Annotated in this window: 14 protein-coding genes; 7 read left to right on the top strand and 7 right to left on the bottom strand. The window is 61.2% G+C overall.

Features of this window, described 5'->3' with window-relative positions; genetic code table 11:
• The 4 genes from DMZ65_RS03045 to hpt form a co-directional block, all read right to left on the bottom strand.
• Entirely contained in the window at nt 1-897 is an 897-nt protein-coding gene (locus DMZ65_RS03045) for a cytochrome c (protein WP_438942698.1), read from the bottom strand.
• Between the two features lie 11 nt (nt 898-908).
• Nucleotides 909-1,370: a c-type cytochrome gene (locus DMZ65_RS03040; RefSeq protein WP_116597384.1), complete on the bottom strand. Its 462-nt coding sequence runs from the start codon at nt 1,368-1,370 to the stop codon at nt 909-911.
• A 202-nt stretch (nt 1,371-1,572) separates the two neighbouring features.
• A complete protein-coding gene (locus DMZ65_RS03035; protein ID WP_116597383.1) occupies nt 1,573-1,752 on the bottom strand; it encodes a hypothetical protein in 180 nt (59 codons plus the stop codon).
• A 1-nt stretch (nt 1,753) separates the two neighbouring features.
• The gene (gene hpt / locus DMZ65_RS03030) at nt 1,754-2,302 is read right to left on the bottom strand and encodes a hypoxanthine phosphoribosyltransferase (protein WP_116597382.1); all 549 of its coding nucleotides are present in this window, start codon (nt 2,300-2,302) and stop codon (nt 1,754-1,756) included.
• Between the two features lie 71 nt (nt 2,303-2,373).
• Here hpt and DMZ65_RS03025 point away from each other — a divergent pair, with 71 nt between their 5' ends.
• Both DMZ65_RS03025 and DMZ65_RS03020 read left to right on the top strand, forming a co-directional pair.
• Complete coding sequence (locus DMZ65_RS03025) at nt 2,374-2,820, top strand: type II toxin-antitoxin system RatA family toxin (RefSeq protein WP_116597381.1); 447 nt, start codon at nt 2,374-2,376, stop codon at nt 2,818-2,820.
• A 59-nt stretch (nt 2,821-2,879) separates the two neighbouring features.
• Nucleotides 2,880-3,530, top strand: a complete 651-nt coding sequence (locus tag DMZ65_RS03020) for a hypothetical protein (protein ID WP_198662607.1) — start codon at nt 2,880-2,882, stop codon at nt 3,528-3,530.
• A gap of 110 nt (nt 3,531-3,640) precedes the next feature.
• Here DMZ65_RS03020 and DMZ65_RS03015 read toward each other — a convergent pair whose 3' ends face one another.
• Genes DMZ65_RS03015 through DMZ65_RS03005 form a run of 3 tightly spaced genes read right to left on the bottom strand, consistent with a single transcriptional unit; the run spans nt 3,641 to nt 5,735 of the window.
• Entirely contained in the window at nt 3,641-4,114 is a 474-nt protein-coding gene (locus DMZ65_RS03015) for a CinA family protein (protein ID WP_116597379.1), read from the bottom strand.
• On the bottom strand, nt 4,111-4,599 hold the full coding sequence (locus DMZ65_RS03010; protein ID WP_116597378.1) for a phosphatidylglycerophosphatase A family protein: 489 nt from the start codon (nt 4,597-4,599) through the stop codon (nt 4,111-4,113). Before DMZ65_RS03010 ends, DMZ65_RS03015 begins: the two co-directional genes overlap by 4 nt.
• Nucleotides 4,596-5,735 carry a bifunctional 2-C-methyl-D-erythritol 4-phosphate cytidylyltransferase/2-C-methyl-D-erythritol 2,4-cyclodiphosphate synthase gene (locus DMZ65_RS03005; protein ID WP_116597377.1) on the bottom strand — a complete coding sequence of 380 codons (1,140 nt, stop codon included), beginning with the start codon at nt 5,733-5,735 and terminating at the stop codon, nt 4,596-4,598. Before DMZ65_RS03005 ends, DMZ65_RS03010 begins: the two co-directional genes overlap by 4 nt.
• Nucleotides 5,736-5,917: 182 nt before the next feature.
• Here DMZ65_RS03005 and dusB point away from each other — a divergent pair, with 182 nt between their 5' ends.
• From dusB to ntrX, 5 genes are all read left to right on the top strand, one after another.
• Complete coding sequence (gene dusB, locus DMZ65_RS03000) at nt 5,918-6,904, top strand: tRNA dihydrouridine synthase DusB (RefSeq protein ID WP_269801526.1); 987 nt, start codon at nt 5,918-5,920, stop codon at nt 6,902-6,904.
• A complete protein-coding gene (locus DMZ65_RS02995; protein ID WP_116597375.1) occupies nt 6,901-7,983 on the top strand; it encodes a two-component system sensor histidine kinase NtrB in 1,083 nt (360 codons plus the stop codon). Before dusB ends, DMZ65_RS02995 begins: the two co-directional genes overlap by 4 nt.
• On the top strand, nt 7,983-9,356 hold the full coding sequence (locus DMZ65_RS02990; protein WP_116597374.1) for a response regulator: 1,374 nt from the start codon (nt 7,983-7,985) through the stop codon (nt 9,354-9,356). Before DMZ65_RS02995 ends, DMZ65_RS02990 begins: the two co-directional genes overlap by 1 nt.
• 100 nt (nt 9,357-9,456) lie before the next feature.
• A complete protein-coding gene (locus DMZ65_RS02985; RefSeq protein ID WP_116597373.1) occupies nt 9,457-11,730 on the top strand; it encodes a sensor histidine kinase NtrY-like in 2,274 nt (757 codons plus the stop codon).
• Nucleotides 11,727-13,139 carry a nitrogen assimilation response regulator NtrX gene (gene ntrX, locus DMZ65_RS02980; RefSeq protein WP_116597372.1) on the top strand — a complete coding sequence of 471 codons (1,413 nt, stop codon included), beginning with the start codon at nt 11,727-11,729 and terminating at the stop codon, nt 13,137-13,139. The genes DMZ65_RS02985 and ntrX overlap by 4 nt, the downstream gene beginning before the upstream one ends.
• Nucleotides 13,140-13,144 lie beyond the last annotated feature (5 nt).

The raw sequence follows: 13,144 nt of genomic DNA, 5'->3' as shown, positions 1-13,144 counted from the left end.
TTACTCTGACGGTTGCTCGGGCACGGATTTGAGATAGGCAGCAATTGCCTGTCTGTCGCCTTCGGTCAGTTCCGCCATGTTGTCCACTACCGCCACCATATGCCCGCCGACACTGTCGAAATCGGGGGTAAACCCGGTTTCAAGGTAATAGGTGATTTCACCTTCGGTCCATTTGAAGCCACCGGGGGCGATTCCGGGCGTGCGGCCTTTGCCGGACGGGTTCGGTGCCCCGGCCAGCCAGCGGGTCGTGTCCATCCCCCCCAGCATGTTGCGCGGGGTGTGGCATTCGCCGCAATGGGCCAGCGTCTCGACCAGATAACGGCCGCGAGTCACTTGCTCTGACGGGGCATTTTTCAGCACCCAGTTGTCATCCATAAACAGCAGCTTCCAGCCACCCAAAGCGCGCCGAATATTGAACGGGAAGCCCACATCATGCGGCTGGCTTGCTGTGTCCGAGGCGGGCAGGGTCTTCATATAGGCCCAGAGATCGGCAAGATCCTGCTTTTCCATCTTGGCATAAGCGCCGTAAGGGAAGGCGGGGTAGTAATGCTGGCCCTCGGGCGAAACGCCTTGCGTCACCGCACTGGCGAACTGGGCTGCTGTCCAGTCGCCGATCCCCTCGGTCGGATCGGGCGAGATGTTCGGCGCAATGAACGTGCCGAAATCCGACGGGAATTTCTGCCCGCCCGCAAGCACCAGCTTGTCATCGCCCTTGGCGTCCGGGGCGGCGTGACAAGAGGCGCAGCCTGCCGCCGTGAACACATATTGGCCGTTTTCGGTATTTCCTTCGACACCGGCCAGCGCATCTTCGTCCAGCGGAACGGCACGGGTCATCCAGAACGCGAAACCGGCCGCGATAAGCGCGGCCAGCAGCAAAAACCTAAAGAAGCGACGTATCAAATCGTATCCTAATCGTCGGACTGTTGATACTTTTCATGGCAGGCCTTGCAGGCATCGCCAAGCCCGCCCATCGCCGGGCCAAGCGCATCCTTGCCGGTGCCTGCGACAGACTGCATGTCGTTCGCAGCGGTGACAAAGGCATCCCACTTGGTCATGAAGTCGGCATTGTCTTCCCAGATTGCCGGCAGCGCTTTGGTGCCCTCGCGATCAGCATTCGACGTGCCTTCGATCCACAAGGTCGGCTGGTGGATCATCGCAACCCCTGCCAGCGAGTCAGCGGCGTTTTGCGCAGCTTCGGCATCGTAGTCGATTTTGCCCTGCGCCATGCCACCCAAGACACCCAGGTTCAGCGCAATGACACGCATCTGACCCTGTCGTGCCTTGACCTGAGCCGATCCGTCATTCTGGGCAAGCGCGGCCGATCCCGCAAGAACGCCTGCAATCACTGTAGCGGTAACGATATTCTTCATATGTCGGGCTCCTTGAAACTGCGAACTATGGTTTGAGGCTAATGTAGTTTCGTACGACCGCAACAATATTCTTGCAAAGATGGAGATGGAACCGCCACTGATGCGTGCACAAATTCGTGACCTTCGGCGCTTTGCGCGGCGTGTTGGCGGGGCGGGCGGTATGGGTGAAATTCACGCGACCGTTCTGCGCGGAGCCCGGCGCTTAACGCATGATGCGCCGGGGGATGCGTTCCGGGGTCAGGGCCTCTGGCCAGCCGAAGAAATGCTCGATTCCCCACAGCACGATTGCGGCGACAAGCACGATGCCCACGATGATCTGAAGCCGCCGCCCCGGTGGCCTGCGCGCCCATCGGGTCAGCCGCAGCAGCCAGATCGGGTTCATCTCAGCCGTCGTCCTGAGTAAAGCGGACCTTGCCGATGAAGGGCAGGTTGCGATTGCGTTGCGCGAAATCAATCCCGTAGCCCACGACAAATTCATCCGGGATCTCGAACCCGATCCAGTCGGACCTGAAATCAACCTCGCGCCGCGAAGGTTTGTCGAGAAGCGCGATGGTGCGCAACCTGGCGGGGTTTCGGGACCGCAACATGCCCGAAACATGGTTAAGCGTATGCCCGGTATCGACAATATCTTCGACCACCAGCACGTCGCGGGCTTCAATAGCGCCGCGCAAGTCTTTGAGAATACGGACTTCGCGGCTGGATTGCATCGCGTCACCGTAAGAGGACGCCTCAAGGAAATCGACTTCGATGGGCAGGTTCAATTCGCGCACGAGGTCGGCGATAAAAACGAACGATCCCCGCAAAAGACCCACGACAACCAGCTTGTCGGTATCGGCAAATTCGTGACGAATCTCACCCGCCAATTCCTCGATCCGCGCGGCAATCGCCTTGGCAGAGATCATCTCGTCGATGACATATGGACGCTCTGGCATGATATCCCCTTGATTTTTCCGCGCCACAATACGACATGCACCGCCACTGTCACGACCCAAACCGGAGCGACATGCCGACCCATAGTGAAACCCGCAGGCTGCCTTATACCGCCCAGCAGATGTACGATCTGGTGGCCGATGTGGCGTCCTATCCTGAATTTCTGCCCTGGTGTGCCGCGGCGCGCATCCGGTCGCGAAACGACATCGGCGGCGGTGCCGAAGAGATGCTGGCCGATCTGGTGATCAGCTTCAAGGTGTTCCGCGAACGGTTCGGCAGCCGCGTCGTCCTTTATCCCGAGGACATGAAGATAGACACCGAATATCTGGACGGGCCGTTCCGCTATATGAAATCCAACTGGGCGTTTGCCGATGCCGAAGGCGGCTGTGACGTGACATTCCATGTGGATTTCGAGTTCAAGAACGCGGTGCTTCAGAAAATAATCGGTGTGGTGTTCAATGAAGCGATGCAGCGCATCGTTCGCGCCTTTGAGCGACGCGCCGCGGCCCTTTACGGCTGACGCCTGTTCCGTTTGCGGCGTTTACGACAACCTGTTCTGTTAACCATTATGAACGGAACTTGGCTATCTGCCCCGATTTCGTCTCATTTCGACGCAAAAATAAACGTGTTCGAAACGATTTCAGGAGACAGAGGCAGATGCAACTTACGCAGAGTCTATTTGGTTCGGGAACGGGTTTGAACCCGTCCATCGGTCCAGGTGGCGCGGCACCGCCAGCCGAAGAAACGGCTCAGTCCGGCGGACCACCCGCCATCAGCGAAAGCTCCGATAGCGACAACACGGACGCAAGCACGGGGGGCGGCGGGACAGGAACGACCAACGGCTATGCAGGACAGGCGACGTTTCCGCCGGCTTCCGGCGGGTCAAATGGCGACGAGGCAACGGGCAACGACCCCATTATCAGTTCGAGGACAGACCGTTCCGAACTGCAACCAACCGGGCTGGAGATTGCGCAACCGGACGAGCGTCCTGCCGATCAGACACAGCTGAGCCGGGCGCGTGCTCAGGCGCTTCGGGCGCAGGTCGATGCGCAGCAGCAGGCAATGATCGAATCTATCGGCAATGCTCCAAAGACGATCGTCCTCACCCCCACTGAAGAGGACCAGTCGAATCACGGCGCATCAGCACTGAGCGCCGCGGCAGAGCGTGGCTATGCCCAGATCCAACAGGATCAGCCGCAAGCCGAACAGCGATTCGAAGCCTGGACCTGATGCTTGTCGGGCAAGATGTCGCGCCGCTCCGGGTCCGTCGGGTGGTGCCTGACATGTCATGGTGGTCAGGCATGCAAGGGCGTTCATTACCGCCAAAGCACGGCTTGAGCCTAGGCTGCCTGGATGGCTTTGAGGATCAGCGACAGCGCGTGATCACGCGCGGCTGCGCGGACCTCGGCCCGGCCCGGCGCACCGTATTCGATGGTTTCGACAAAGCTATCCGTTGCGGTCACGGTGGCAAAGCACACGCGCCCTTCAGGCTTGAACTCTGACCCGCCCGGCCCGGCAATGCCCGAGATGGCGACCGCTATATCCGCATGTGCGGCGTTGCGGGCACCAAGCGCCATTTCCTGCGCCACGGGTTCTGAAACCGCGCCAAAGCTGTCCAGCGTTTGCGCCCGCACAGCCAACATGTCTTGCTTTGCAAGGTTGGAATAGGTCACGAAGCCACGTTCGAATATCGCCGATGATCCGGCGATATCGGTGATCGCGGCGGCAACCATCCCGCCGGTACAGCTTTCGGCGGTGGTGATTGTCAGGCCTTTGTTGGCAGCCTGCTGCAAGATTTTCTCAGCAAGGGTCACATCAGAAACCCATGCGCCAGGGCTGCCAGCGCGATCGTGGCGATTGCGGCGAAGATCCCGGCAACCACATCGTCCAGCATGACCCCCATCGCGTCGTTGCGCCGGTCGGCCCAGCCAATGGGGCCGGGTTTCCAGATGTCGAACAGGCGAAACAGTACAAAAGCGGCGATCCAGCCGGGCCAAAGCCGCAAGACGTCCACCCCCATCATGCCCGCACCGTAAGCGACAGGCATCAGGGCAATCCACTGACCTGCGACCTCGTCGATCACGATCTCTGACGGGTCATGATTGGCGGCACCGCGCGTCTCGACCTTGGTCGCGCGGTATCCGGCCCAGAAAACCAGCACCGTGGCCAAAGCCAACCCCCAGAATCCCGTCAGTTGAATGATGGCCCAGGCAACCGGCAGCGCGGCAAGCGAGCCCCATGTGCCGGGGGCAGGGCGCATGTGGCCGATGCCGAAGAAGGTGGCGATCATATGGTTCATGTTTTCACCAGTGTTGCGGTTGCAAGGGCGGCGATGCCTTCTTCGCGACCGGTAAAGCCAAGTTGTTCGCTTGTCGTGGCCTTGACCGAAACGCGCGATGCCTCGATCCGCAAGAGATCGGCCATCACCGTCTGCATGGTCGGCGCGTGTGGGCCAATCTTTGGCCGCTCGCAAATCAACGTGCAGTCGATATTCGAGATCGCAAAACCGTGTTCGCCCGCAAGATCGACGGCATGGCGCAGAAAGATGGCGCTGTCCGCGCCTTTCCATTGCGGGTCCGAGGGTGGGAAGTGACGACCAATATCGCCCATTGCCAGTGCGCCATAAATTGCATCGGTGACCGCATGCATGCCCACATCGGCATCGGAATGGCCCAGAAGGCCGCGATCATGGGGCACTTGCACGCCGCAAAGCGTGACGTGATCGCCAGCGCCGAAGCGATGCACGTCGAACCCGTTCCCCAGTCTGATATCCATTTGACCTACCAACAGTTTTTCGGCCCGGACGAAATCTCCGGGGGTTGTGATCTTCAGATTGTCGTCCGAGCCGGGTAGGATGGCAACCTGCAATCCGGCGGCGCGGGCAACTTCGACATCATCGGCGGCGGGCGTTTTCCGTGCGGCATGGGCGTCCCGGATCGCGGCATAGTGAAAGCCCTGCGGCGTTTGCGCCCGGAAGAGTCCGTCGCGCGGCTGTGCCCCGGTGACGACCCCCCCTGCGCCCGTCCAAAGCGCATCGCTGACCGCCAATGCCGGGGCCGCACCGGGGGCTGTCTCCAGCGCGCGACAGACTTCGGCAATCAGGGTTTGTCGCACGCATGGGCGCGCCACATCGTGAATAAGCACGCGGTCCGGCGGCGCGTACGCAAGAGCGTCCAGCCCGGCACGCACCGACGCGGCCCGGTCGGCACCGCCGACGACCAGCATCGCGCCCTCCGCTTCGGGCAGGCTTCGGGCGCGGGGCATATCGTCCTCATGCACGACCAGCACGATCTCATCTATATCGGGGGCATCTGCAAAAGCTCGAAGAGTCCAACCCGCGACGCTGCGCCCGGCAATGGTCTGCCATTGCTTGGGCAGCGGGCCACCCGCCCGGACGCCGCGGCCGGCGGCAACGATGATTGCGGCTGTGCGCATCGCAGCCCCCCTTTTTTAAAGTTGCGCCTGTCTAGGCCTTGGCCCTGCGCTGTGCAATGATCCCGGACGTTTTGCACAAAAAATGGGCAGTGGCGCGTTCGCTGAGCCGAAAGACGGCCTCGGAGATTGCAGTAAGAGCGAGGCTGGGCTACCCCAAGATCGACTGCATAAGGATTAGGCAAGTGTCCATCAAACTGGCAGAAATCACCGTCAATCCGCCGATACTGCTCGCGCCCATGGCGGGAATCACGGATTTGCCGTTCCGAGAACTGGTTTCAGGTTTCGGAGCGGGTCTGGTGGTCAGTGAAATGGTGGCAAGCCAGGAAATGGTGCAGGCAAGGCCCGGCGTGCGCGAAAAAGCAGAGCTTGGTTTCGGCCGCGCCAATACGTCGGTGCAACTGGCGGGCCGCGATGCCTATTGGATGGCAGAGGCTGCCCGCATGGTCGCGGCCAACGGCGCGCGTGTCATCGACATCAATATGGGCTGCCCGGCAAAGAAGGTGGTCGGCGGCTATTCCGGTTCGGCGCTGATGCGCGACCCGGATCACGCGCTGCGTCTGATCGAGGCGGTGGTAGGGGCAGTTAACCTTCCGGTGACGTTGAAAATGCGCTTGGGCTGGGACAGCGACTGTCTGAATGCGCCGGATATTGCCCGAAAGGCAGAGGGCGCGGGCGTGCAGATGATTACCGTGCATGGCCGCACGCGGTGTCAGTTTTACAATGGCCGCGCCGATTGGGCTGCGATCCGCGCAGTCAAGCAGGCCGTGGCGATCCCGGTGATTGCAAATGGTGATATTGTGAATATTGCAACTGCCCGGCAGGCAAGGGCGCAATCGGGTGCCGACGGGGTGATGATCGGACGCGGCGCGCAGGGTCAGCCATGGCTGCTGGCACAGGTTGCATCTGCGCTGCACGGGCATCCCGCGCCACAAATCCCGCATGGATCGGCACTGGTCGCCTTGGTCGCGGGGCATTACGAGGCAATGCTGTCCTTCTACGGCGAAGATCTTGGTCTGCGTGTCTCGCGCAAGCATCTGGGCTGGTACATGGATGTGGCCGGAACCGCGGCACCGATGCGGCGTCGCATCCTGACCGCCAAAACCCCCGCAGAGGTGTTGGACAGGCTGGAGCCGGCCTTGCTGTACGGGCAGGGGGTCGCCGCAGCATGACCCCCGAGTTGAGCAATGCGATCTGGTCCTCGTTGCCCGTCCCGGCAATCCTGATCGACGAGGATGAGAATATTGCCGATCTCAACCCCGCCGCCGAAGGGTTTATGAACAATTCGTCCAAATCGCTGGCCGGACAGCCGATCTGGGACAGGCTGATGATCGACGCGCCGCTGGAAGACAGTATCGAACGGGCGCGCAGGAACGGCACCCCGCTTTTCGTCAATGATGTCGATGTGGGACCGGGCAACCGTGCACCCTTGCAGTGTAATCTGTCGCTTGCGCCCGTGGCGGGCAGGCCGGGCTGGATGATGATGCTGATTTCGCCGCGCGAGCTGGCCGGACGGATGACGCAAAGTCATTCGGTGAAATCCGCGGCGAAATCCGCCATCGGCATGGCCGAGATGCTGGCCCATGAAATCAAGAACCCGCTGGCGGGCATCACCGGTGCCGCGCAGCTTCTTAGCATGAACCTCGCACCGGAAGACCTTGAACTTACAGACCTTATTGTCGAAGAAAGCCGAAGGATCGTAAAGCTGCTTGAACAGGTCGAGCAATTCGGAAACCTGTCGCCGCCGGAACGCCGCGATGTGAATATCCACGATGTTCTGGATCGCGCCCGTCGTTCTGCCTTGCTGGGGTTTGGCGCGCAGATGCGGATCGTCGAGGATTACGACCCGTCCCTGCCGATGGCCTGCGGCGATCCGGACCAATTGTTGCAAGTGATTTTGAACCTGCTGAAAAACGCAGCGCAGGCCGCAGGGCCGAAGGGCGGCACGATCCGCCTTCGCAGTTTTTATGAACACAGCTTTCGTCTGCGCCGGTCGAATGGGTCAGGGCAGGCGCTGCCGCTGCAAATCGAAATCACGGATGATGGTCCCGGCCTGCCGGACAACATCAAGGGCGACATTTTCGATCCTTTCGTTTCGGGCCGCGAGAACGGCACCGGGCTGGGATTGGCGCTGGTGAACAAGATCATCTCTGACCATGACGGGTGGATATCGGTCACCTCAGTGCCTGGTCGCACCGTTTTTCAAATCTCGCTTCCGCGAGCCGCGCGGGAACTCAAGGAGAAAGATTGATGGATGGCACGGTTCTGGTCGCCGATGACGACCGCACGATCCGAACGGTTCTGACCCAGGCGCTGACGCGTGCCGGATGCAAGGTCCACGCGACCAGCTCGCTGACCACGCTGATGCGATGGGTGGCAGAGGGCAAGGGCGACGTGGTGATCTCGGATGTGATGATGCCTGACGGGAACGGGCTGGAGATGCTGCCCCGGATTGCGCAGGACCGGCCCGGATTGCCGGTGATCGTGATCTCGGCGCAGAACACCATCATGACGGCGATTCAGGCGGCCGAGGCCGAGGCCTATGATTACCTGCCCAAACCGTTTGACCTGCCGGACCTGATGAAGCGCACCGCGCGGGCGCTGGAAAGCAGACGCCATGTGCCGCAGGCATCGCGGTCTGATGATCTGACGGATACGCCGGACGATCTTCCGCTGGTTGGCAAGACCGCGGCGATGCAGGCGCTTTACCGGTTGGTCGCGCGGGTGATGAACACCGATCTGTCAGTTCTGATCTGCGGGGAAAGCGGCACCGGAAAAAGCCTGATCGCGCGGGCGGTTCATGATTTTTCCGACCGTCGCACATTGCCTTTCGTGACGGTGGCTGCGGCCGATTTGCAAGAGCTTGAAGGCCCGATGCGCGTTCTGGCGCGGGTCAAGGGCGGCACGCTTCTGATCGACGAGATCGCCAATCTCGACGATGAGATGCAGGCGCGGCTTGTCCGCATGATGGATGCCCCCGGCGATCATGTCCCGCGTTTCATGGCCACCAGTCAAAGCGATCTGGCAGTCGCGATGGAAGAGGGCCGTGTGCGTCCAGATCTGTATTACCGGCTGTGCGGGGCAACGCTGACTGTGCCCGCGTTGCGTGAACGTGTGGACGATATTGCGCTGTTGACCGAACATTTCCTGTCCCGTGAAGAACGCGACGGTGCCCCGAAGCGATGGCTGTCGCGCGAAGCCGAAGAGCTGTTCCGCGCCTATAGCTGGCCGGGCAATGTGCGGCAGTTGGAAAACGCCGTGCGTCGGCTGGGACTGACCAGCCGCTCGGACGAGATCAGCCGGACAGAGGTAGAGACGGTGCTGGGCAATCAGCCCGAAATGGGCCCGGTTCTGCGCGGCGGCAGCGATGTCGAAAAGCTTTCGGCCAGCGTGGCGCGGCACTTGCGGCGCTATTTTGATCTGCACGACAACATGCTGCCGCCGCCGGGCCTGTATTCGCGCATTCTGCGCGAAATAGAGGCACCGCTGATCGAGATTGCCTTGGATGCGACGGGTGGAAATCAGGCCAAATGTGCCGATCTTCTGGGGATCAACCGCAATACGTTGCGCAAGAAAATCACCGATCTGGATATTAGCGTGACACGGCGCCGCAAGTTGATGTAAAAGGGCAACATAACAGTGGCCCCGGTGCTTCGGTTCCGGAAAGGACCACTAGATATGGCGGTTGGCTGCCTTGGGCAGCACATCAAGAAGAGGGCGACCTGTGGCCTTAAAGGCACGAGCCTTGACCTGGACCCGGTTCAACCGGCTGCGGCGACAACGCCGTTTCCAGAACGCGGCAACGTTGGGGCTGGTCTTGCTGGGGCCGGTGCTGGCGGCGGCGACATTTGCGATTCTCGGGCCGCTGGATCAGGGGGCGGCATCCATGCCGTTGCGGCTGATCCTGCTTGCGGATTTTGTCTATGTCCTGCTTGTTGCGGCATTGGTGTTGCAGCGCGTGGCGCGCATGGTGTCGGCGCGGCGGGCCAAATCTGCGGGCTCGCGGCTTCATCTCAGGCTGACTGGCGTGTTCGCGCTGATGGCCTTGTTGCCGACGGTGACTGTTGCGGTCTTTGCGGTGCTGACGATCAATATCGGGCTGGAGGCATGGTTTTCGGACCGGGTGCGCGCCGTTGTCGGGGCTTCGCTCGAGGCGGCGGAATCCTATGAGGCCGAGCATCGCGAAGGGCTGACCCAGGATGCCCAGGCACTGGCGGCTTTCATCGATGCCAACCGGCGCGCGACATTCGCGATGAATGACGGCGAAGTCCGGCAGGTCTTGGGAACGGGACAAAGCCAGATCCAGCGCGGGCTGCGCGAGGCTTATGTGATCGACAGTGCCGGCGAAGTCCGCGCACGCGGCGAACGGTCTTACCTTTTCGACTATGAACAACCGACGTCTGGCCGTATCGCAGAGGCGCGAGAGCAAGGCGTCGCGCTGATCCCCGACTGGGACAATAACGAGTTTCGCGCCTTGGTGCCGCTGAACGCGTTTGTCGACAGGTTTCTTTATGTCAGCCGCGAGGTCGATGGCGCAATTCTCAACCTGTTGGACGAAACACAGCAAACCGCGCGTTTCTATCAGCAACAGGAAAGCGAGCGCGGACGGCGTCTGTTTGATTTCGCGATGCTGTATCTTGGTTTTGCGATGTTGCTGATCCTTGCCGCCGTCTGGCTGGGCATGTGGTTTGCCGAACGGCTGTCGCGTCCGGTGGGGCGTCTGGCCGGTGCGGCACAGCAGGTGGGTTCCGGCGATCTGGACGTGCAGGTTGTCGAGGAAGACGGCGATGACGAGATCGCCATGCTGGGGCGCTACTTCAACCAGATGACCCGGCAATTGAAGGGCCAGCGCAACACATTGCTGGACAATACCCGCCAGATCGAGCGTCGCCAGCGCCTGTTCGATTCCGTGCTGACCTCTGTCACATCGGGTGTTGTCGGGCTGGACGAGGGCGGGCGTGTGACCTTCGTCAACCGCTCTGCCGAACGCCTTCTTGCCTGGAGCGCGGACCAGCAGTCGATGCCCATTTCCGTGTCGGTCCCGGAGTTCGGTCCGGTCTTTGAGAAGCTGCGGAATGGTGGCAACGAGACCCTGCAAGAAGAGGTAAAGGTCAGCCGGGAAGGGCGACTGGAACATCTGCTGGTGCGAATGTCCAACCGCCGCCGCGCGAATGGCAGTCTTGAAGGCTTCGTGGTGGCCTTTGATGACGTGACCACGCTGGTCAGCGCGCAGCGGATGGCGGCATGGGGGGATGTGGCGCGCCGTATCGCGCATGAAATCAAGAACCCGCTCACACCGATCCAGCTGTCGGCCGAACGCATCAAACGCAAGTTTCGCCGCCAGTTGGATGAGGAATCGGGTGAAAGCCTTGACCAGTTGACCGGCGTCATCGTCCGGCAGACCAATGATCTGCGGCGCATTGTCGATGAATTTTCCAAATTCGCCCGCATGCCAGAGCCGGAGCGCCGCCCCGAGAACGTCATGGACCTGTTGCGCGGGGCGGTGCTGTTGCAAGAGGCAGGCCAGCCCGATGTGCGCTTCGTCACCGATTTTGAAGGCGGCGACATGGCGGCAGAGCTGGACGCCACCATGATCGGTCAGGCGTTGACGAACCTGATCAAGAACGCCGGTGAAGCGATTGAAAGCCGGATGGAAGAGGGTGTCGAAAGCGGGTTTGTCCCGCAAATCCGCGTCACGCTGAAACGGGACGGGGACCGGGCCGAGATCCGTATCATGGACAATGGCGTCGGCCTGCCCGAAGACCGGGCCAGCCTGTTCGAACCCTATGTCACCACCCGTGACAAGGGCACCGGGCTTGGCCTGCCGATCGTCAAGAAAATCATCGAGGAGCATGGCGGCAGCCTCGTCCTCGAAGATGCGCCGGTGTTTGACGGCGCATCGCATCGCGGCGCAATGGCGGTCATCCGTCTGCCGCTTGGTGAAACGGGGGCGGCCGCGATGGCCGAGCCGTCCACAACAGGAACGAGGGTCGTATGAGTGACATTTTGATCGTCGATGACGAACGCGATATCCGCGAGCTGATCGGGGATATTCTTGAAGACGAAGGCTATACCACGCGGCTGGCCGGAAATTCCAACGAGGCCATGGCCGAAATCAACGCCGAGCCGCCCTCGCTGCTGATCCTGGATATCTGGCTGAAGGACAGCAAGATGGACGGGATCGACATCCTCAAGACCGTCAAGCGCGACAACCCCGACGTGCCCGTGGTCATAATCTCGGGCCACGGCAATATCGAGATTGCCGTCGCGGCGATCAAGCAGGGGGCCTATGACTTCATCGAAAAGCCGTTCAATATCGATCAGTTGCTGGTGGTGATCCGCCGCGCGATGGAAACCAGCCGTCTGCGCCGCGAGAACCAGAAACTGAAACGCAAGGACAGCCATCCGTCCGAGATCATCGGCGAAAGCGCCGCGTTTCGTGGCCTGATCAGTCAACTCGACAAGGTGACAAAATCCAATGGTCGCGTGATGCTGTCCGGCCCGCCGGGATCGGGCAAGGAAGTTGCCGCGCGCTATATCCACGCCCATTCCAATCGTGCCTCGGGTCCGTTCATCACCGTGAATTGCGCAGGCGTGTCGCCAGAGAGCATGGAAGAGGTGCTGTTCGGGCGCGAAGGGTCTGATCGCGGGGTGGAGCCGGGACTTCTGGAGCAGGCGCATGGTGGCGTGATCTATTTCGACGAGGTCGCCGACATGCCGCTTGGCACGCAGTCCAAGATCCTGCGGGTGATGGTCGATCAGCAATTCACACGGGTGGGCGGTGCCGACAAGGTGCGCGTCGATCTGCGGGTGATCTCGTCCACCGGGCGCAATCTGGAGGCAGAGATTGCGGCGGGCACGTTCCGGCAGGAACTGTATCACCGGCTCAACGTGGTGCCGATTGCCGTGCCCAGCCTTGAGGATCGGCGCGAGGATATTCCGCTGCTGGCCAAGCATTTCATCGACCAATGTCACAAGACCCAAGGCCTGCCGCAGCGCGCGCTTAGCGATGAAGCGGTGGCGCTGATGCAGACGATGGTCTGGCCCGGCAATGTGCGCCAGTTGAAGAATCTGGTGGAACGCGTGCTGATCCTTGGCGAAGGCCATGACGAGATCACGGCGCGCGAGTTGCCGCAGGACAGCGGTGTGCCCGAAGGCGATGAAAACCGCGTGGTCCTGTCGGGCACGCTGGCGACCTTGCCGCTGCGCGAGGCACGCGAAGCGTTCGAGCGTGAATATCTACTGACCCAGATCAACCGGTTCGGGGGCAATATCAGCCGGACGGCCAGCTTTGTCGGCATGGAACGCTCGGCGCTGCACCGCAAACTGAAATCCCTGGGTGTGGTGACGTCTTCGAAGGCCGGTGCGCGCATCGCCCATGTCGAAGACGACGCCGAGGTTGAGTGACGACA

It is taken from the genome of Primorskyibacter marinus (assembly GCF_003313245.1).
Taxonomy (GTDB): Bacteria; Pseudomonadota; Alphaproteobacteria; order Rhodobacterales; family Rhodobacteraceae; genus Primorskyibacter; species Primorskyibacter marinus.
This window is presented reverse-complemented; position numbering and strand designations above follow the sequence as displayed.